The sequence below is a fragment of the Dorea sp. AGR2135 genome (assembly GCF_000420885.1).
GTDB classification, from domain to species: domain Bacteria; phylum Bacillota; class Clostridia; order Lachnospirales; family Lachnospiraceae; genus Dorea; species Dorea formicigenerans.
Genome location: NZ_ATVU01000009.1, coordinates 54719 through 76470 on the forward strand (window position 1 = coordinate 54719; position 21752 = coordinate 76470).

Annotated in this window: 21 protein-coding genes; 4 read left to right on the forward strand and 17 right to left on the reverse strand. The window is 41.8% G+C overall.

The window, feature by feature from the left end; genetic code table 11:
* Positions 1–84: 84 nt before the first annotated feature.
* The 12 genes from efp to G593_RS0107705 form a co-directional block, all read right to left on the reverse strand.
* A complete protein-coding gene (gene efp, locus G593_RS0107650; protein WP_005331647.1) occupies positions 85–642 on the reverse strand; it encodes an elongation factor P in 558 nt (185 codons plus the stop codon).
* 86 nt (positions 643–728) lie between these two features.
* The gene (locus tag G593_RS0107655; RefSeq protein WP_005331649.1) at positions 729–1238 is read right to left on the reverse strand and encodes a YqeG family HAD IIIA-type phosphatase; all 510 of its coding nucleotides are present in this window, start codon (positions 1236–1238) and stop codon (positions 729–731) included.
* The gene (locus tag G593_RS0107660; protein ID WP_029731295.1) at positions 1238–2023 is read right to left on the reverse strand and encodes a shikimate kinase; all 786 of its coding nucleotides are present in this window, start codon (positions 2021–2023) and stop codon (positions 1238–1240) included. The genes G593_RS0107655 and G593_RS0107660 overlap by 1 nt, the downstream gene beginning before the upstream one ends.
* A 117-nt stretch (positions 2024–2140) precedes the next feature.
* On the reverse strand, positions 2141–2839 hold the full coding sequence (locus G593_RS0107665; RefSeq protein ID WP_044994251.1) for a peptidoglycan recognition protein family protein: 699 nt from the start codon (positions 2837–2839) through the stop codon (positions 2141–2143).
* Between the two features lie 229 nt (positions 2840–3068).
* Positions 3069–4523, reverse strand: coding sequence for an IMP dehydrogenase (gene guaB, locus G593_RS0107670; RefSeq protein WP_029731297.1), 1455 nt, complete (start codon positions 4521–4523; stop codon positions 3069–3071).
* Positions 4524–4697: 174 nt separating this feature from the next.
* A complete protein-coding gene (groL, locus tag G593_RS0107675; RefSeq protein WP_005331654.1) occupies positions 4698–6323 on the reverse strand; it encodes a chaperonin GroEL in 1626 nt (541 codons plus the stop codon).
* Positions 6324–6391: 68 nt separating this feature from the next.
* The gene (locus G593_RS0107680) at positions 6392–6676 is read right to left on the reverse strand and encodes a co-chaperone GroES (protein WP_005337820.1); all 285 of its coding nucleotides are present in this window, start codon (positions 6674–6676) and stop codon (positions 6392–6394) included.
* A gap of 120 nt (positions 6677–6796) precedes the next feature.
* The gene (locus G593_RS0107685) at positions 6797–7135 is read right to left on the reverse strand and encodes a hypothetical protein (protein WP_242827060.1); all 339 of its coding nucleotides are present in this window, start codon (positions 7133–7135) and stop codon (positions 6797–6799) included.
* A gap of 3 nt (positions 7136–7138) precedes the next feature.
* Positions 7139–7924, reverse strand: a complete 786-nt coding sequence (gene codY / locus G593_RS0107690; protein WP_005337824.1) for a GTP-sensing pleiotropic transcriptional regulator CodY — start codon at positions 7922–7924, stop codon at positions 7139–7141.
* 63 nt (positions 7925–7987) lie between these two features.
* Positions 7988–10069: a type I DNA topoisomerase gene (topA, locus tag G593_RS0107695; RefSeq protein WP_029731298.1), complete on the reverse strand. Its 2082-nt coding sequence runs from the start codon at positions 10067–10069 to the stop codon at positions 7988–7990.
* A 73-nt stretch (positions 10070–10142) separates the two neighbouring features.
* Positions 10143–11255, reverse strand: coding sequence for a DNA-processing protein DprA (dprA, locus tag G593_RS0107700; protein WP_181975535.1), 1113 nt, complete (start codon positions 11253–11255; stop codon positions 10143–10145).
* The gene (locus G593_RS0107705; protein WP_029731299.1) at positions 11255–12808 is read right to left on the reverse strand and encodes a YifB family Mg chelatase-like AAA ATPase; all 1554 of its coding nucleotides are present in this window, start codon (positions 12806–12808) and stop codon (positions 11255–11257) included. Before G593_RS0107705 ends, dprA begins: the two co-directional genes overlap by 1 nt.
* 280 nt (positions 12809–13088) lie before the next feature.
* Here G593_RS0107705 and sigK point away from each other — a divergent pair, with 280 nt between their 5' ends.
* The 4 genes from sigK (at position 13089) to G593_RS0107725 (ending at position 17096) form a co-directional block, all read left to right on the forward strand.
* On the forward strand, positions 13089–13706 hold the full coding sequence (gene sigK / locus G593_RS0107710) for an RNA polymerase sporulation sigma factor SigK (RefSeq protein WP_005337832.1): 618 nt from the start codon (positions 13089–13091) through the stop codon (positions 13704–13706).
* A gap of 58 nt (positions 13707–13764) precedes the next feature.
* Entirely contained in the window at positions 13765–15045 is a 1281-nt protein-coding gene (locus G593_RS0107715; RefSeq protein WP_029731300.1) for a sensor histidine kinase, read from the forward strand.
* Complete coding sequence (locus G593_RS0107720) at positions 15042–15884, forward strand: response regulator (RefSeq protein ID WP_044994243.1); 843 nt, start codon at positions 15042–15044, stop codon at positions 15882–15884. The genes G593_RS0107715 and G593_RS0107720 overlap by 4 nt, the downstream gene beginning before the upstream one ends.
* Before the next feature lie 147 nt (positions 15885–16031).
* Complete coding sequence (locus tag G593_RS0107725) at positions 16032–17096, forward strand: PTS sugar transporter subunit IIC (RefSeq protein ID WP_005337835.1); 1065 nt, start codon at positions 16032–16034, stop codon at positions 17094–17096.
* 127 nt (positions 17097–17223) lie between these two features.
* On the opposite strand, the gene G593_RS0107730 is transcribed toward G593_RS0107725, so the two are convergent.
* The 5 genes from G593_RS0107730 to G593_RS0107750 all read right to left on the reverse strand — a co-directional run bounded on the left by G593_RS0107730 (position 17224) and on the right by G593_RS0107750 (position 21746).
* Entirely contained in the window at positions 17224–18465 is a 1242-nt protein-coding gene (locus G593_RS0107730; protein ID WP_022279648.1) for a peptidase U32 family protein, read from the reverse strand.
* A 73-nt stretch (positions 18466–18538) separates the two neighbouring features.
* Positions 18539–19189 (reverse strand): O-methyltransferase, encoded by a 651-nt coding sequence (locus G593_RS0107735; RefSeq protein WP_005337843.1) that lies wholly within the window; start codon positions 19187–19189, stop codon positions 18539–18541.
* 121 nt (positions 19190–19310) lie between these two features.
* Positions 19311–20978: a ribonuclease J gene (locus G593_RS0107740; RefSeq protein ID WP_005337844.1), complete on the reverse strand. Its 1668-nt coding sequence runs from the start codon at positions 20976–20978 to the stop codon at positions 19311–19313.
* A gap of 45 nt (positions 20979–21023) precedes the next feature.
* Positions 21024–21479, reverse strand: coding sequence for a Fur family transcriptional regulator (locus G593_RS0107745; RefSeq protein ID WP_005331674.1), 456 nt, complete (start codon positions 21477–21479; stop codon positions 21024–21026).
* A 6-nt stretch (positions 21480–21485) separates the two neighbouring features.
* Complete coding sequence (locus G593_RS0107750; protein ID WP_005331675.1) at positions 21486–21746, reverse strand: DUF1292 domain-containing protein; 261 nt, start codon at positions 21744–21746, stop codon at positions 21486–21488.
* Positions 21747–21752: the final 6 nt, after the last annotated feature.

Below are 21752 nucleotides of genomic sequence, written 5' to 3' on the forward strand. Positions count from 1 at the left end.
AATATTATGGTATTAGAATTATAAAAAAGCCCTGCAAAAAATGCAAGGCTTTTGTCGTTTATTTTTCTTATGTTTTTCTTAAGCTTATGCTCTTGAAAGATACTCGCCGGAACGTGTATCAATCTTGATGACCTCTCCCTCATTAACGAACAGAGGAACCATAACCTGCGCACCAGTCTCAACGATAGCCGGTTTTGTAGCACCTGTTGCTGTGTTACCTTTTACACCTGGCTCAGACTCTGTGATCAGAAGCTCAACAGTTGTCGGTGGGTCAATTGCAAATACTTTACCCTGATATGATTTCAGAGTTACGTCTGTTCCTTCTTTTACGAACTTCAGGCTATCTCCAACATCCTCAGAATCAACCGGAATCTGCTCGAATGTCTCGTTGTCCATGAAGTAATACAGGTTTCCGTCAACATAGGAATACTGCATTGTCTTTCTCTCGATAAATGCTTTCTTCAATACATCTTTAGATGGGTTAAATGTTCTCTCAACAACACCACCATTGATAACATCTTTCAGTTTTGTACGGACGAAAGCAGAACCTTTACCTGGTTTTACATGTAAGAATTCCAGACATTCATATACCTTTCCGTCGATCTCATACGTCGTACCTTTTTCAATATAAGCATCAGCCATTGTATATATCCTCCTTAATCGCACCCGAATGGCACTTTATACGTTTTCACTTTTACCATTTTATAATAGATTGTGCCTTTTTTCAACTATTTTTTCGCCTGTTTCTTGCTTCTTGCATAAAAATACAATACAATCTTCTCCAAATATCTCTTCAGCACAATCTGAATCTCTTCTTTTGGGTGAATCGGTTTCACAAGAATATTGGAAATCCCAGTTCTTTTTGCGCCCCAGACATCCGTAAATAACTGATCTCCAATAAACACACTGTTTGTCTCATCAGTCCCCATGATTTCCATAGCTTTCCGGTAATTCTTTGTTGATGGCTTGTGCGCATTGTACACATAATCTACTTGAATCGGCTCATTGAACATCTTTACACGCGGCTCCTGATTATTGGAAATGAGACAACATTTAAATCCAATCTTTTTTAATCTGTCAAAGAGTGCGATTGCCCTCGCATCAGCCGGTGCTCCATGCGGTACAAGTGTATTGTCAATATCAAAGATCAGGCCACGATATCCTTCTTCATATAATTTTTCAAAATCAATCACATATGTGGAAGCCACATATCTATCCGGGAAAAATCTGTCAAACATTACTCTCCATCCATTTCTGTCAGTCTCTGTACTAACTCTTCACACACCTGAAGAACAGTCTTGTGATCCGTATTGACAATAATATCGGCTGCTGCCTCATATTTTTCACGACGTGCCTCCATCAATTCTGCAATACCTTTTACATTCTTTCGTCCTGCGAGAACCGGTCTGTCATCGGAATCTTTCACGCGCTCATAAACTTCCTCCGGACTGGCAGTCAGAAGAACGACTCTTCCATTCTTCTTCATCTGTTCTACATTGCATTCTCGAAGTACAACTCCGCCTCCGCAGGAAATAAGTACATTTTTGCGGCTCTGCATTTTCTTCAGGAGTTCTGTCTCACAGTTACGGAAATATTCTTCGCCATAAGTTGCAAAAATGTCCGGAATACTCATTCCTTCCTCTTTCACAATTTCCTGATCCATCTCTACAACTTCCATGGCAAACATGGTACTTAAATACTCCGCCACTGTTGATTTTCCAGCTCCCATAAATCCGATCATTACAATATTGTAATTGAATAACTTTCTTGCCTGGATCTTCTTGCTGTTCATACGGATACATTCAAAGATATCCTTAATCTCTTCTCTGTACTTATTACCATTCAGCTTTTCTTCCAGTCTCAAGGCCTGTTTTGCCTCCTGCTGCGGCTGTAAAATCGGCATACCATATTCCTCTTTATATGCCATGATTTTTTCTACTATTTTACTTCTTTCAACAAGCACGTCAATAATCTTATCATCACAAAGCGCCAGACTCTCTCTGTACATTTCCAAATCGTTCATCGTATATTACTCCTGTGTCAAATGTGGCCTCTTTATCCACTTCTTTTCTGTCTTATCGGGTGTATTATACCAACAATTATCTTATTTCGCAACTGCCTTATTTTTTTCTATTCATTCCTATTCCGGATTCTTGTTCATCGCCATAGCTGACTTTACATCTTTCCGGAACTGATCCCATGCGCCTTCATTTTCCACAAAATATTTCGGACAGATTTTCCCAGTCACATCATAGTGGCGGATCACATCTTCTTCTGTCAGGTTGAACTTCAGACAAAGCCACGCCGTCAGTTGGACCATAGAACGATAAGTCGCATCATTAAACTTTCCAGTCGCATCCGGATGGCAGCATTCGATGGATACTGTATCATAATTCCGGTCATTCGATGCATACGCCACTTCCCAGGTCGGAATGCACTGCACGATCTCCCCGTTCAGTCCCACCACGAAATTACTGCTGGCTTTCGTCTCGTGGCTGTCTTTTAACCCTTCAAAATAATTCCGGTTACCTATAGCCGTTGCTCCCGGATTAGCTGTATAGTGAATAACAATCCCTGTAATCTTGTCTGTCTTCTCCTGCGATCTGGAATATGGATTCGGTGTCAGAAGCTCCACATCAATATCAGGCTTTGATGCATCCACTGCTTTCGTATCCAACTCATAATACTTATTGGAAAAAAATCCCGGGTTATTTATTTTTATAATCAGCATGACCACTAGCACAATTCCAAGAATAAGAAAACCCAGCCGGATATTCCGCTGGGTCTTTCTTTTCTTCTTTGTCGTGCTTAGAGTTCTTCTTTTTCTGTTCCTCTTCATCTGCACGTTCTTTGCCCCGCCTTTTTCTGATCCAAGAATGCCCCAGGCATGCTTGCTGTCCGCCACCTATAGAGGTGAAGTCATCACTCATCTGATATATATTCTACATATTCCAGCGAAACATTTTATGAATGAATTCTTATTAATTTATGAATTTTATTATCTGCTGTTCACTCAACCACAATTCTATCTTTTAATGCAAAAGCAGCTCACCAATGAATTACTGATCTTACTCGTCTACGCTGTAGTTCGGAGCTTCTTTTGTGATGTGGATGTCATGTGGGTGACTCTCTTTTAATGATGCAGAAGAAATCTTGACAAATCTTCCTTTTTCCTTCAGATCTTCGATTGTCGGTGCTCCACAGTAACCCATACCGGAACGAAGACCTCCCATTAACTGGAATACAGTATCTTCTACGCTTCCCTTGTAAGCGACACGTCCTTCGACACCTTCCGGTACCAGTTTCTTGGCATCTGTCTGGAAGTAACGGTCTTTACTTCCGTTCTCCATAGCGGAGATAGATCCCATACCACGGTAAACCTTGTATTTTCTTCCCTGATATAACTCAAATGTTCCAGGGCTCTCGTCACAACCTGCAAAGATACTTCCCATCATACATACATTTGCTCCGGCTGCAATTGCCTTTGTCATATCTCCTGAGTACTTGATTCCTCCATCAGCAATAATCGGAATTCCATATTTATCTGCTGCTTCATAGCAATCCATAACTGCTGAAATCTGAGGCACACCAATACCTGCGATGATACGTGTTGTACAGATGGATCCAGGTCCGATACCAACCTTAACTGCATCAGCTCCTGCTTTGATCAGATCCTCTGTAGCAGCTCCTGTTGCAACGTTACCAGCAATAACCTGAAGATCCGGGAATTTAGACTTGATCATATCCACTGTGCGGATAACATTTGCTGAATGTCCGTGTGCAGAATCAAGAACAACAACATCAACCTTTGCATTGACAAGCTCCTGAGCTCTCTCAATACAGTTTGCTGTAATACCAATAGCAGCACCACAAAGAAGACGTCCCTGTGAATCCTTTGCTGCAAGAGGGTATTTGATCTGTTTTTCAATATCTTTAATTGTAATAAGTCCTTTTAAGTGAAAATCCCTATCTACAATTGGAAGTTTCTCTTTTCTTGCTTTTGCAAGGATCCGTTTTGCTTCCTCCAGTGTAATTCCTTCCGGTGCTGTGATGAGCCCCTCAGAAGTCATAGACTCTTTGATCTTCTTTGAGAAATCTTCCTCAAATTTCAAATCGCGGTTCGTGATAATACCGACCAGCTTTCCGTTCTCTGTGATCGGCACACCTGAAATGCGGAATTTAGCCATTAATTCATTAGCATCTGCCAGTGTATGATCCGGTGAAAGATAAAATGGATCTGTAATAACACCATTCTCAGAACGCTTTACTCTGTCTACCTCTTCAGCCTGAGCCTCAATAGACATATTCTTATGAATGATACCGATTCCTCCCTGACGAGCCATAGCAATTGCCATACGATGCTCTGTAACCGTATCCATACCTGCACTCATCATCGGTATGTTAAGGTGGATCTTCTTTGTCAGATATGTTGACAGATCAACCTGATTCGGAATTACTTCTGAATAAGCTGGTACTAAAAGTACGTCATCAAATGTAATACCTTCTCCAATAATCTTTCCCATGATTATTATCCTCACTTTCCTTTGTAATATTTAAAAGCTATGATACAAAAAACAGTCGGCATTTGTCAACCATTTTCTCTATTTTACCACAAATTGTATTAAAAAGAAAACTCCCTAAAGGGGGAGTTTTCATAATACTAATCTATGATTATTAGAATTGCTAATACACTATTCTTACATCATTCCCATGCCTGCTCCGCCGCCTGCTGGCATTGCCGGAGTATCTTCTTTGATGTTCGCTACACAAGACTCTGTTGTCAGAAGCGTAGATGCTACACTTGTTGCGTTCTGAAGTGCACTTCTTGTTACTTTAGCCGGATCAAGGATTCCTGCCTCTACCATATCTACATACTCTTCTGTCAATGCGTTAAATCCTACGCCTGGTTCAGACTCAGATACTTTATTGATAATAACAGAGCCTTCCAGTCCTGCATTTGCAGCAATGTGGAATAATGGAGCCTCCAGTGCTTTGAGAACTACATTAGCTCCTGTCTTTTCATCACCTTCCAGTGTTGCAGCATATTTTGCTACTTCTTTTGCTGCATGGATATATGCAGAACCGCCACCGGAGATAATTCCTTCTTCTACTGCTGCTCTTGTTGCTGCCAGAGCATCTTCCATACGAAGTTTTGCTTCTTTCATCTCAACTTCTGTTGCTGCTCCGACACGGATTACCGCAACTCCGCCTGCCAGTTTTGCAAGTCTCTCCTGAAGTTTTTCTTTATCGAATTCAGATGTTGTATCCTCAATCTGAGCTTTGATCTGAGCAACTCTTGCCTGGATGGAATCTTTGTCTCCACAGCCGTCTACGATAACCGTATTCTCTTTCTGTACTTTGACTGATTTTGCACGTCCAAGCTGATCCATAGTAGTATCTTTCAGCTCTAATCCAAGCTCCTCGGAAATTACCTGTCCGCCTGTCAAAATAGCGATGTCTTTGAGCATCTCTTTTCTTCTGTCACCATATCCAGGTGCTTTTACAGCAACAACATTGAATGTTCCACGCAGTTTATTTACGATCAGGGTTGTAAGAGCTTCACCCTCAACATCCTCTGCAATGATCAGGAGTCTGGATCCTGACTGAACGATCTGCTCAAGTACTGGAAGGATTTCCTGAATGTTGCTGATTTTCTTATCTGTGATCAGAATATATGGATCCTCCAGATTAGCTTCCATCTTATCCATATCTGTTGCCATATATGCAGAAATGTATCCACGATCGAACTGCATTCCTTCTACAAGGTCAAGCTCTGTTTTCATTGTCTTAGATTCTTCGATTGTAATAACACCATCGTTAGAAACCTTCTCCATAGCATCTGCTACCATCTGACCTACTTCCTCGCTTGCTGCTGAAATAGCTGCAACCTTAGCAATCTGGTCTTTACCGTTAACTTTGCTGGACATATTCTTAATTGCCTCAACGGCTGCATCTGTAGCTTTCTGCATTCCTTTACGGAGAATGATCGGGTTAGCACCTGCTGCCAGATTCTTCATTCCTTCATGTACCATAGCCTGTGCAAGTACAGTAGCTGTTGTTGTACCATCTCCTGCTACATCATTTGTTTTAGATGCAACTTCTTTGATGATCTGAGCTCCCATATTCTCAAATGGATCTTCTAACTCGATTTCTTTTGCGATTGTAACACCATCATTTGTAATCAGTGGTGCACCAAATGATTTGTCAAGTACTACGTTACGTCCTTTTGGTCCAAGTGTCACTCTTACTGTATCTGCTAACTGATTTACTCCTGCTTCCAGGGCTGCTCTTGCTTCTGCTCCGTATTTAATTTCCTTTGCCATGATTAAACTGCCTCCTAAATTAGACTTTACTGATTTCACACAAAATATTTTAAATTAACAAACATTCCTTATTCGATGATTGCTAAAATATCATCCTGTTTCACAACAATATATTCTTCGTCTTCAATCTCAACAGATGTTCCTGCATATTTAGAATAGATAACCTGCTGTCCTACTGTTACGTTCATCTTCACTTCTTTTCCATCAACAGTTCCGCCTGGTCCGACTGCCACAACTTCTGCCTGCTGTGGTTTTTCTTTAGACTGTCCAGGTAATACGATTCCTGACTTTGTAGTCTCCTCAGCCACGATCTGTTTCAATACGACTCTGTCTCCTAATGGTACTAATTTCATATTTATTCCTCCTTGCTTTAACATCTCTTTTACGTTGTTAGCACTCATAAAAATAGAGTGCTATTAAAAACTCTAGGTATAAAATAGCACTCTCTTTCTCTTTTGTCAACACTCTTTTATTTATTTTATCTTGTTTATATTTTTTTCATAAAAGCCGTTTTGTACACGAAATACTAAGACTTTTCCGACTTTATTACAGTATCTTTCACGTATGACGCCCTGGCACCAGATTTCTTTTTTTTCACTATTGATCGTACATCTATATACTCCATCCAGCAAAAAACTTGTGATATCTGATTTTCCTGCAATTAAGTATATGTTATCTTCTTCCGAATCATACCGGATTACTTTACAATGATGAATGATTTCATCTTTTTCTCCATCTTCCAAAAACGTCCGCGTCATCTGAAGCAGCGCCGGACACTCTTCATACATGTTGTCCATTCTCCGATTTTTCAAAGTTTAACCTCTGTTCTTTTCTTCCTTGATGTGCTCCAGTTCTGTAAATACATAATCATTTACAACTTTGATATAAGTTCCTTTCATTCCTGATGAACGAGATTCAATCACGCCTGCACTTTCAAACTTGCGCAGAGCATTTACAATTACAGAACGGGTGATTCCAACTCTGTCTGCAATCTTGCTTGCAACCAGAATTCCCTCTGAGCCATCCAGCTCATCAAAAATATGAATGATTGCTTCAAGTTCTGAATAAGATAATGTACTGATCGCAGACTGTACAATGTGTTCTTTTCTTGTCTCCTCTGCACTTTCTTCGTTAACAGAACGGAGCATCTCCAGTCCTACAACTGTTGTTCCATACTCGCTGAGAATGATATCATCAATCTCATATGGTTTATCTACTTTGTAAATGAACAATGTTCCGAGACGCTCTCCTGCAATATTGATTGGTGTGATGATTGCCTGATATCCTCCGCTTGCCTCAGCAGAAAATCCCAGTGTCTGAAGATTTACATTCTCCTTTGTTGATAAGATACTAAGCAATCTCTCGTTCAACATACCATCAATATGCTCGCCAACCTCACAGGCAATCAGTTCTCCAATCGGCTGTACATTCAGGCACCGACTTTTTCCAAGCACCTTCCCTTTTTTACTGACTACCAGAACATTTGACTCCAGTATCTCAGTCAAGACATCACAAATGTCATTAAATACAACCTTGCTTGAATTATTGTTGTGTAGTAATTTGTTGATTTTTCTAGTTTTATCTAATAATTGTACGCCCATATGCAATTCCTCCATCTATGAGTGTATATTATCATACAATTCACGCTTATTCAATAAATTTCCTTAATTTTCTTTCTCTTTTTTTATACTTTCAGTGTAACCACATTGTTCATTGCTGCAAAGAAGTTTATTTCCTTTTTCTACCATATATTTTCCACACTGAGGACACTTCTTTTCAGACGGTTTTTGCCAGGACATGAACTCACATTCCGGATTATTTTCACAACCGTAATAGCGCCTTCCCTTCTTCGTTTTGCGAATTACTACATCTTTTCCGCACATCGGACATTTTACACCAATCTTTTCCAGATACGGCTTTGTATTCCGACATTCCGGGAATCCCGGACATGCCAGAAATTTTCCATGCGGACCGTATTTGATAACCATGTTTCTGCCACATTCTTCACAGATTACATCCGTTACTTCGTCCTCGATTTTTACCTCTTCCAGTTCTTCTTCCGCTTTTTTCACGGCTGCGTCCAAATCCGGATAGAAATTTTCAATAATCGTCTTCCATCTGACTTTTCCTTCCGCAACACCGTCCAGAAGACTTTCCATATTTGCCGTAAAACTGACATCCACAATACTTGGGAATGAATGCATCATTATATTATTAACAACTTCTCCAAGTTCTGTCATATAAAGGTTTTTATTTTCCTTCGCAACGTATCTTCTATTTATAATCAATGTAATTGTCGGTGCATAAGTACTTGGGCGTCCGATTCCCAGCTCCTCCAAAGTCTTTACAAGAGACGCCTCTGTGTAGTGTGCCGGCGGCTGTGTAAAATGCTGCTTACTGTCAAACTGTTTCAGAGAAAGTTCACTGTTCTCATCCAGTCCCTTTAAAAGCACACCCTTCTCGTCTTTTTCTTCTCCCGCCTCCGTATAGATCAGACGGAATCCTTCAAATGCAATCTTTGATGTTGCAACATTGAAACGATATTTTCCTGCTGCGATTTTTACAGAAGTGGTCTCATAAACTGCAGGCATCATACGGCTTGCAACAAAACGTTTCCAGATCAGCTGATACAAGCGGAACTGGTCACGGGACAAGGAATCCTTCAACATAGCCGGAGTGCGGGTAACATCCGTCGGACGAATTGCCTCATGAGCATCCTGAATCTTCTGACTGCCACTTTTCCCGGCGCCTTCTGCTGCCACATACTGGCTGCCATACTGCTCTCCAATATAGCTTCTTACATTCGCATCTGCCTCTTCGGAAATACGGGTAGAATCCGTACGAAGATATGTGATAATACCCACGGTTCCACTTCCCTTGACATCAACTCCTTCATAAAGCTGCTGCGCAATACGCATCGTCTTGGAGGTTGCAAAATTCAAAGCTTTGGAAGCTTCCTGCTGCAGTGTACTTGTCGTAAATGGGACCGGTGCCTTTTTTGTACGCTCTCCTTTTTTGATCTCACTCACTTCATAGTCCGCACCATCAAGCTCCTTTAAAATCTTATTCAAGTGTTCTTTCGACTCAATCGTCATCTTCTCTTTCTCTGTTCCGTAGAACTTCGCGATCAGAGGCTTTCTCTCACCTTTTACGTTCAGCTCTGCATCCAGAGTCCAGTATTCCTCTGGAATAAATGCATCGATTTCCGCCTCACGATCTGCTATAATGCGAAGCGCTACAGACTGCACACGACCGGCGCTTAAACCTCTCTTTACTTTGGCCCAGAGGAGTGGACTGATGCGGTATCCAACCACACGGTCCAGCACACGTCTCGCCTGCTGTGCATCCACCAGATCCATATCGATATCCCGCGGGGTCTTAAGAGATGCCTTCACCGCATTCTTGGTGATCTCATTGAAGCTAATACGATAAACTTTCTTATCCTCCAGTTTCAATGCTTTACTCAGATGCCAGGAAATTGCCTCTCCTTCGCGGTCCGGGTCAGTTGCGAGATAAACTTTATCTGCTTTTTTCACTTCTTTTCTGAGATTTGCAAGGATCTCACCTTTTCCACGTATCGTAATATACTTCGGTTCGTAGTCATTCTTCACATCTACACCAAGCTGACTTTTCGGAAGATCTCTGACATGTCCATTTGACGCAGCCACCACATAATTACTTCCCAGAAACTTTTTGATTGTTTTCACCTTTGCCGGTGACTCCACTATCACGAGATATCGTGCCATATCTGTATCTAACCTCCATGTTATCTGTATCGGGCAAATTCCCGTACACTATTTTCGTTCAAATGCAAATGTTTCATCTTACATCTGACATTCTGATTACATCTGACATTCTGACATAATAATTCTTTGCCGTTTCTTTTATATATCCTTCCATCTCCAGCGTCATAAGTGTCTCCATAAGAATCCGTGCATCAAGCCCGGTCTTCATCTGAATCTCACTTACATTTCTGGGGAACAAATCGAGACAACTATACACCACTTTTTCTGTTGTTTCAAGCATTTTTTCATTTTTTAATAATTCTGTAGAGTTTTCGGAAACCTCAATCTGCAGTTCTTTCAGGAATTCTTCCGGCGAGATCAATATGCCCGCACCTTGTCTGATCAGCCTGTGGCACCCCTGACTGAGAGTACTTGTGACAGGCCCTGGAAGAGCATATACGTCCCTCCCCTGTTCCAGTGCCATATCTGTGGTAATCAAAGATCCGCTTTTTTCTTTCGCTTCCATCACAAGCACTACATCTGCCAATCCACTGATGATACGATTTCTCAGTGGAAAATGATATGACATAGGTGGTTCTCCTGGTATTTGCTCCGAAATTATCCCTCCTTCTCTCTGAATATCCATATACAGACCGATATTTTCTCTCGGATAACAAATGTCCACTCCGCAGCCTAACACGCCATAAGTTGTTCCGCCTCCATTTAGTGCCCCCCGTTGTCCGGCCCCGTCAATACCAAGTGCAAGACCACTGATAATCTGTACCCCGGCTGATGCCAGACATTTCCCATATTCCAGCGCCTGCCCTTCCCCGTAATTACTACATCTTCTTGCTCCGATAATCGCTACCGAAGGCCGGTCTTCTTCCGGCAGTTTCCCTTTTACATAAAGCGCATACGGTGCAGCGTCAAGCTCCGACAACCGTTTCGGATATGTTTTTTGAAAATACGGTACAAAATCAATTCCTTTTTCTTCCATATTATAATATTTTTCTTCTAAATCTTTCTGCTTTCTCGCCATTTTCAGCTGTTCTATATCCTTTTTTGTCAGGAAATTCTGTAATCTGAGTTGAGTTTCTTCTATATAATATATCTCTTTTGCAGAGCCATATGCCTCTCTTAGTTTTTTCTTCTTATTATCAGAGATATTTTTCATCCTGGCAAACCAGTATTCATAAATCACCCACATTACCTCCCCCAGTATTTTTTATCCAGCATACGGTATCCAAGCGCCTCTTTCAGATGGCTGCATCCAATCTGTTCTTCCCCGTCCAGATCAGCGATTGTTCTGGCGACTTTCAATACTTTATGATAAGTCCGGGCAGTCAGATTCATCGTTGAAAATGCACATCGCATCAGTTTTTCTTCTTTTTCTCCAATTTGGCAAAATTCTTCCATCTGCCGTACTCCGATTCCGGAGTTTGTCCGGACATCGGTCCCCTCATAACGCTGCTCCTGGATCTTTCTCGCCGTGCAGACACGGTTACGTATTTCTTCTGATGTTTCCTCTTTTCCAGTCTTGTGTAATTCCCCGTATTCTACCCTTGAAGCCTCTACACATAAATCCATACGATCTAAAAAAGGCTGGCTTACATGACCCAGATAATTTTGAATTTGCGTTTTTGTACAATTACATTTGTTCAAATCCGGATAATTTCCACAAGGACACGGATTCATTGCCGCAATCAACATAAAATCAGCCGGATACTCATAACATCCACTGTTTCTGGAAATCCGGATTTTATGTTCCTCCAGAGGTTGTCTTAAAACTTCCAGCACTGGCTTATGGAATTCCGCCAGTTCATCTAGAAATAAAACACCTCCATGTGCAAGACTGATTTCCCCCGGATTCGGTATCACCCCACCACCAATAAGTGCTGCTCTCGTTACCGTATGATGTACACTTCGAAATGGACGTTTTGTAATCAACGGATGTTCCCGGTCTACCATCCCTGCCACGCTGTAAATCTTTGTCACCTCCATACTCTCTTCCAACTGCATCGGCGGTAAAATGGTCGGGATTCGTTTTGCCACCATGGATTTTCCGCTTCCCGGCGGACCTATAAGCAACAGATTATGACCACCCGCTACTGCAACTTCAACCGCCCGCTTCACCATATCCTGTCCACAGATATCACTGTAATCCACATCATATATCATCTCCGGTTCCCATATCTGTTTAAACTCAGTGATTGCTTTCGTCTCTGATATTTTTCCCCCTAACCCTTCCTTCTTATTTAAATCCCGGCACAATTGTTCCAATGTCCCGGCACCTATAATTCGAATTCCCGGAACAAGACGCCCTTCACTTACATTTTTTTCGGGCAAAATACATGTGTGAAATCCCTGCATCTTTGCCTCCAGAACGATTGGCAGAACTCCCTCTACTTCACGTACTTTCCCGTCCAGACTAAGCTCCCCGGCTACAAGAACTCTCTCCAGCACTTTTGCCGGAATATTGCCAACAGCTTCTAATACAGATAATGCGATTGGAAGATCATAAGATGCTCCTTTCTTTTTCACCGTTGCCGGCGACAGATTTACTACGATTTTCTTAGGTGGAAGCGAAAATCCACTGTTACGGATCGCAGTCCGCACCCGCTCAGCAGCCTCCTTCACTTCCGACGAAAGATACCCCACCATATGGAATATCGGAAGACCATTACTGACATCTGATTCTGCATGGATCACTTCAATGTGAAGTCCCTGAACACAGGCAGACGCAATTGAACTAAATGCCATTCATACACCTCATTTCTAACTGAACTATACTTTTTATTCACATTTTCATGTTCAGTCACTCATAGATTTTTTCGATAATCAGGTAACAATTAATAACAATCAATCTCAATCAAAATCGTTGGATTCTCCGGCGGATACCGCCCGATACAACAGATCTCCTGCAGACGGAAGAATTTCCTGTCTGAAGTAGCATCAGTATAGCACACTTTTCCACATGGGAAAAGCACAAATTTTCATTTTCCATCATAAACTATATCAAATCTGTCTCGAGGTGCATTTCTTGAAATCTTTTCCCCTTCCCCTGACTGCTTCTGAAGAACAGTATTACCTGCAAAAATATATCGAGGGCGACTTAAATGCCAAGCATATCCTGATTGAGCATAATCTCCGGCTCGTAGCTCATATTGTCAAAAAATATCAGGCAAATGTAGAAGAAGCTGAAGATTTGCTTTCCATTGGCACCATCGGGCTGATCAAAGCAGTCGTTACATTTAATCCGGGAAAAAACGTACGTCTCGGAACTTACGCTGCACGCTGTATTGAAAATGAAATTCTGATGCATCTGCGTGCCAGAAAAAAAACTTCTCGGGAAGTCTCCCTTTATGAACCAATCGGCACGGACCGGGAAGGCAACGAAATCCAGCTTTTCGATGTAATTGAGACAGACGATCAGGAGGCCCACCGGAAAATCGAGGAAAAAGATGATATTTTGAAATTATATCAACACGTAGAGTCTAAATTATCTACCCGGGAACGTCTGGTCTTAAAAATGCGCTATGGTCTGTATAACGAAGAAGAATATACACAGCGCGAAATTGCAAAGCTTCTTGGCATTTCCCGCTCCTATGTATCCAGAATCGAAAAGAGCGCTATTGAAAAACTGCGTGGGTATTTTTAATACTTGCGCAGTCTTCTTTTTTCCTGTACTATATTAGGTATAGGGTGTGGTATATATTATGAAAGATATATTGAAAAAATCTATATTTTACAGCTTCGCAATTGCTTTAACTTCGCAGCTCAGTATTAACTGGTTCACAGCAAACTTTAAAATATCCATTGCAGTCGTTATTCTGGCCGCTTGCGGATTATTAATGTCCAATTTTCCACTGATTCCGGTTACATTTTTATCCGCAATCGGTGTATTTTCTATGCGTATGTTCGTCTATTGGATCACCCACGGGCATTGGACGAGTCCTTCTCACTATATGCCGGAGATAGCTTTCTATCTTTGCTACGGACTTCTTCTACATCTGTATATCAGACGGTTTGATTATTTGTCGGCTACTATTCATGAAAAGCGGAACCTGACACTGGGAGCTCTGATTCTGATTGACTACTTGGCAAACTTTATCGAGCTTCTCGTACGACTGGAACTCAGTTCCCTTGTGCTTCACATGCAGTCTGGAATCTTTCTGGCTGCTGTTATGCGTTCCTGTCTCACATGGCTTGTCATGTTGCTCTTTGAAAAATACCGGATCTTTTTAATTGAGAAAGAACATGAGGAACGTTATCAGAAACTGGTACTTCTCTTCTCCAAACTCAATGGAGAAATTGTCTGGATGAAGAAAAATACTACATTAATAGAAGAAACTATGAATAATTCTTACCGGCTCTTTGAAACACTGCGTGACTCAGGTGCCGATCCTGCCCTTGCCTCTTCTGCGCTTACTACTGCAAAAGATATTCACGAGATAAAGAAAGAATATCTGTTGATCATGCGTGGAATTTCCGAAGCACTGGAACAGGAACTGGAAAATGACGGTATGTATCTGGAAGAAGTGCTCTCCCTTTTAAAATCTTCCATCACCAATCTGGCGGAATCACAGGGAAAGACACTGAATCTTACTTATGAATATCAGAAAAATTTCTATACTTCCAGCCACTATGCCCTTCTTTCCATCTTCCGTAACCTTTTTGTAAATGCTTTGGAAGCTTCGAAGACTGGCACAGTTAATCTTTCTGTCACAGAGGTCATCGAAGATGGGCAGGCTATTTTTACCGTTACAGATGACGGCCCGGGAATTCCGGCTGAATACATAGGAGAAGTATTTAAGACTGGATTCTCGACCAAGATTAATTTCCAGACAGGGGAAGTCAGCCGGGGACTTGGACTGAATCTGGTACAAGATCTTGTAGAAGGGGAATTACATGGAACGATTGGTCTGACCTCTATTCCGGGTCGGACAGTTTTTACCATCTGCATCCCTTTAAATGAATTGGAGGTAATGTCAAAATGATGTCTTTCTATTTTATAGACGATGACAAAAATATTTGTAACATTTTGAAACTAATTATAAATGAACGAGGACTTGGGGTATGTTGCGGCAGTGCTAATAATGCAGCTGAAGCACTGGAAGATCTTCCTTCAGCTAAACCGGATATTGTAATTGTAGATCTGCTCATGCCTGAAATAGATGGAATCAGCTTTGTAAAACAGGCTCGAAAAATAGTACCAGATGCATCTTATATTATGCTGTCCCAAGTGTCCTCCAAAGATATGATTGCTTCTGCCTATGAAGCCGGGATTGAATTCTTTATCCAGAAACCAATTAATAGTGTGGAAGTAGAAGTTGTCATCAAAAAAGTTTCCGATGGCTTATCTATGAAACGAATGGTCCGCAAAATGCAAAACATATTTATGGAAGATACCAGCCCTGCAACTGTGACTGTACCTGACAATAGTGAGCAGATTGAGAATTCCCTTCGCACAATCCTTACAAGAATCGGTATTATCGGGGATATTGGCAGTAAAGATATCATTTCTATCGTCAAATATCTGGTCGACCACCAGGATAATGCCGACTCACTGACAGTTAGCGATCTGTGCAGCCGCTTCTGTGATACACCGAAATCTATGGAGCAGCGCATACGCAGAACAGCATTTAATGGCCTCGTAAACCTGGCTCACCTTGGTCTTGAAGATTATAGTAACGAAATTTTTGTAGACTATTCCAGCACATTATACAATTTTGAGCAGGTTCGCAGGGAAATGGATTTTATACGTGGAAAGACTGATAAGCACGGCAATGTAAGGATTAAGCAGTTTTTGAACGCATTGGCCTCTTATTGTCAATAATGCACAAAGTTATCGCGATTTGTTAAATTTTTAATGGTATTTTGACACCATTTGATACTTTTTGTAACCATGCTTATATATTAATCTCATCGATAAACACGGCGATGTTATTAAAATAACAAATTAAAGAAATGTGAGGTACAAAGTATGGTAACAATTTTATCTGGTGTAGGTTTACTACTCGTCACTCTGGCAGTCTTCTCTGTTTTCAGTCTGAAGATGCCAAAAGGATCTCTTGCAATGGGCGGTATGGCAGACGCAGCCGTTGCAACATTCCTTGTTGAAGCAATTCATAAGTATATTTCCGGTGATCTGATTGGCATTGCATTCTTACGTGAAGTTGGAGATATCTCCGGAAGCATGGGCGGTGTTGCCGCAGCTACTCTTGTTCCGATTGCAATGGGTGCTAACCCGTTATTCGCAGTTGTAGCCGGTGTTGCTGTTGGTGGATTCGGAATCCTTCCTGGATTTATCGCAGGTTATGTCATCGGATTCATCGCTCCGATTATTGAAAAGAAACTTCCTGTTGGAATTAACATTATTGCAGGAGCACTTATAATTGCTCCAGTTGCCCGTATTATTGTAACAGTTGTTGATCCTGGTGTAACATGGATTCTGTCACACATTGGTGCTACTATTTCTGCTGCTACAGACCAGTCTCCAATCGTTATGGGATTCCTGTTAGGTGGAATGATGAAGATGATCTGTACGTCGCCGCTTAGTTCTATGGCGCTCACAGCTATGTTAGGACTGACCGGTCTTCCAATGGGTATTGCAGCCATCGCATGTTTTGGTGGGTCCTTTACAAATGGATTTGTATTCCACAAACTGAAACTTGGTAACAAGGGTAATGTGATCGGCGTTATGCTCGAGCCATTAACACAGGCTCCAATCGTTACTGCAAACCCGATTCCGATTTACGGTTCTAACTTCTTCGGAGGTGGATTTGCCGGAATTTCAGCAGCAGTATTCCATGTTGTAAATGATGCACCTGGTACAGCATCTCCAATCCCTGGACTGTTAGCACCATTTGCATTTAACCCGGTTCAGAATGTATTACTTGCTCTTCTGTTCGCAGCTATCGGAGGAAGTGTTGCAGGATTTGTAGGTGGAACAATTTTCAAACACATTCGTATGAAAAACGGAACTTATGAGAAAGCATCTGAAGCAGCCGAAGAAATGGCAGAAGCAGAGCTTGAGCCTGGAATGTAAGTATCGCACTCCATCGATATTGACATTGATACATATTAAAAAAGATGCGCTTCGCCAGCGCATCTTTTTTTATTACACAAGAAAAGAAATTCATGATATTCTATGCAACGAGTTCTCATTTACCGCCTTACTGAACTTCTGGCTCCTGCCTGCGCAAAATATCATATGGGCTTGCCTGACCGCCTTCTAACTCAATATAGAGCACTTGTTTAGAATGTGGTGCACTCTCCTGGTCTTCACCTTCTTCGTTGATAATCCGTTTGACTGCAACTTCTACATTTTCTCCATCCGGTTTCATAATCTCAATTGTCTCACCGACTGAGAATTTGTTACGTTGCTCAATCTTACAGCGCCCGTCACAGATTTCTCCTACAATTCCAAGATAAGTATATTCTTTTACATAAGTATTGCTGTCATAGATCTGGCTCTCTTCGGTTGGTTTTCCAAAGTAGAATCCTGTAGTGAACTGACGATATGTGCAGTTAGATATCTGATCCAGATACCAAGGCATGTTATCTCTGTATTTCTGTGGATCTTCCAGATAGTCATCTATCGCTTTGCGATAAGTTCTTGCAACTGTTGCAACATAAAGAGCCGTTTTCATACGCCCTTCAATTTTAAAGCTGTCGATTCCGGCATCGATCATTTCCGGAATATGCTCGATCATGCATAAGTCTTTTGAGTTGAAAATGTATGTTCCACGCTCATTTTCATAGACAGGCATATACTCTCCCGGTCTCGTCTCTTCCACGATGGAATATTTCCAGCGGCACGGATGCGTGCATGCTCCCTGATTTGCGTCACGACCGGTAAAGAAATTACTAAGCAGACATCTTCCGGAATATGATATACACATTGCTCCGTGAATAAAGCTTTCAATCTCCATCTCAGCCGGGATTCTTTCACGGATTTCTTTGATTTCTCTCAAGGATAATTCTCGGGCAGATACTACGCGGGAAGCTCCCTGCTTCCACCAGAACTGATAGGTCGCATAGTTCGTGTTGTTCGCCTGCGTGCTGACGTGGCGCTGAATCTTTGGGCAGATTTCCTTTGCCAGCTCAAACACACCGGGATCTGCGATAATAAGCGCATCCGGTCCAACTTCTTTTAATTCTTTCAGATACTCTTCTACTCCCGGAAGATCATCATTATGCGCAAGAATATTGACCGTCACATGTACTTTTACACCATGTGCATGCGCAAATTCCACACCCTTCTTCATATCTTCCATGGAAAAATTCTTTGCTTTCGCACGAAGCCCAAATGCTTCGCCACCAATATATACTGCATCTGCACCAAACATAACCGCAGTCTTCAATACTTCCAGACTGCTGGCCGGGATTAATAATTCCGGACGTTTCTGACTCATACTTCTCTTCTCCTTCTCTTTTTATTAACTTTCTATTCTTCTTAAATATCACTGCTTAAATATCTATCACTATTTAAATATCACTGCGCTTTACACTCAATGCCACGCCGTCTCCCAGTGGAATAATCGATGTCTGCAACTGATCATGATGCTTTAACTCATAGAGATATTCCCGCATACGGCTGTGAATAGTCCGGTTTCTGCGCTCCACCGCGAATCTGGATTCAATAATATCACCCTCCTGCAGCACATTATCTGACACAAGCACTCCATCTGTCCCAAGAAGCCGCATGACTTCCGGAAGGTAATGAATGTACTGCCCTTTTGCCGCATCCACAAATATCAGGTCATACGGCCCTTCCAGGCCATGCATCACTTCCAGGGCATCTCCCTCAATCAAATCAATCTGCTCTTCCTTCCCTGCCCGTTTAAAATTCGCCCGGGCTATCGGAATTCGTTTATCATAATTTTCTATTGTTGTAATATGCCCGCCTTCCGGCATATATTCACTCATAAGAATTGACGAAAAACCAACCGCAGCTCCTACTTCCAAAATCCGCATCGGTCTTTTGATCATCAGCAGAACCTTCAGAAAACTCTGCATTTCCTTCCGGATAATCGGCACACGGTCTCTTAAAGCTTCCTGCTCAATCGCTTCAATTACCGCGCTTTCCGGCACCTCCAGCGACCGGATATAAGTCACCATCCGCTCATCTACGATCATTTACAATCACCTCTCTCCTCAATCAGGGACACCCCACCTCGCAATTGGGGACACCCCTCTTCGCAATTGGGGACGTAGCACTTCTTCAAAGTACTACGTCCCCTTTTAAATAAATATCACTTTATACATCCATAATAATCGGCAAAATCATCGGACGACGTTTTGTTTTTTTCCAGATAAATTCGTTCATTGTATCACGGATCACTAATTTTATCTTGCTCCAGTCAGCATTTCTCTGATGATTCAGGCAATCTTCTACTGCGTCAGTTACGACTTGTCTTGCCTCTTCCATAAGATCTTCTGACTCACGAACATAGACAAATCCACGGGACACAATATCCGGTCCTGCCAGGAGCTGGTTGCTTCCGCGCTCTAACGTCAGGACTACGATCATAATTCCGTCCTCTGCCAGATGCTGTCTGTCTCGAAGTACGATATTTCCCACATCACCGACACCAAGTCCGTCTACAAGAATCTCTCCCGTATGGACTTTATCTACGACTTTTGCCTCTTGTTCACTGACTTCCAGTACATCTCCGGACTGAAGCATGAAGACATTCTCTTTTGGAATTCCAAGAGATTTTGCCAGGTTCGCATTCGCCTTTCTGTGACGGTACTCACCATGTACCGGTATTGCATACTTTGGTTTGACCAGTGAATAAATCAGCTTTAATTCTTCCTGGCACGCATGTCCGGATACATGAGCATCCTGAAAGATAACATTTGCACCTTTCTCAGACAGCTCATTGATAACTCTGGATACGGATTTCTCATTTCCAGGGATCGGGTTAGAGCTTAAAATAACTGTATCGCCTGGCATGATCGTTACCTTCTTGTGAATGTCTGCCGCCATTCTGGAAAGAGCCGCCATAGACTCACCCTGGCTTCCGGTCGTGATCAGAACCGTCTTCTCCGGCGGATAATTCTTAAGCTGGTCAATCTCGATCATCGTGTTCTCCGGAACATTCAAGTATCCGAGTTCCTGTGCTACCTGAATGATATTCACCATACTGCGTCCTTCTACCACAACCTTACGGTCATACTTGCACGCTGAGTTGATGATCTGCTGTACACGATCTACATTAGACGCAAATGTCGCAATGATGATTCTTGTATTCTGATGTTCTGCAAATATATGATCAAAGGTAATACCTACCGTACGTTCAGACTGTGTAAAGCCTTTTCGTTCCGCATTGGTACTGTCTGACAAAAGTGCCAGTACTCCTTTTTTTCCAATCTCTGCAAATCTCTGAAGATCGATAGCATCTCCAAAGACTGGTGTATAATCCACCTTAAAGTCTCCTGTATGCACAACAATTCCTGCCGGGGAATAGATTGCAAGTGCTGCTGCATCCTGGATACTGTGGTTCGTCTTAATAAATTCTATCCTGAACTGTCCAAGGTTGATAGACTGTCCATGTTTTACTACTTTTCTTCTCGTTGAGCGAAGCAGATTGTGCTCTGTTAGTTTCTTCTCTATAATACCCATCGTAAGCTTTGTTGCATAGATTGGGATATTGATTTCCCGTAAAATGTAGCTTAATGCTCCAATATGGTCCTCATGACCATGCGTGATAACAAATCCTTTTACTTTCTCAATATTGTTTTTCAGGTATGTCACATCTGGAATAACAAGGTCAATTCCAAGCATACCGTCCTCCGGGAATGCCAATCCGCAATCCACAACAATAATACTGTCTTCGTACTCGAAAGCAGTAATGTTCATTCCGATCTTCTCGAGTCCCCCGAGTGGAATGATACGCATACTTCCAATATTCTCTTTTTTCAAGTTTACACCTCCACGTAATTACAGACCCCCAGTGTAACAAAGGGTCTATTTCTGTTTCTTTCTACATTCACTGCACTGTCCGTAGAACTTTAATTCGTGGTCTAACACATGAAATCCTGTCTCTTCTTCTATATGCCGCTCCAGTTCATCCAACAGGTCGTCTTTAAAAGGCAGTACTTTTCCACATGTTTTACATATCAGATGGTGATGATGGTGCTTTCCTGTGCCATCCAGCGTCTCCCCGATCTCATAACGCACACATCCATCATCCAGATTAATACGATCCACCAATTGCATTTCCAGTAACAACTGCACTGTTCGGTAAATGGTTGCCAGCCCGATCTCCGGGTAATCTTCTTTTACGAGCTCATAGATATCTTCAGCAGTCAGATGTCTGTCCTTATTCTCTGCAAGAACCTGCAGTACAAGCAGTCTCTGATTCGTCACTTTAAGCCCTTTTTCTTTTAACTTTTTCTTAAAACTCTCCTGACTGACTGACATAATTCATTACCTTTCAATTTCCACATCTTCCAGAAGTTCTTCAAAAACTCCCATTATCCCATTCAGTTCTTTTTCATCTTCCACAAACTCATAGATTGCCTCGGATGATTCCTCCGGTGACGTGTCTTTTAAAATCCAACATTCTGCATCGTCTTCTTCCGAATCCGTGACAAGAATATAAGATACTCCATTTAACTTTGTCTGCTCCAACACAAAAAACTCTTCATTTTCCTGTGAATCTGCAGACGCAAATGTAATCTTTTCCATAAATCT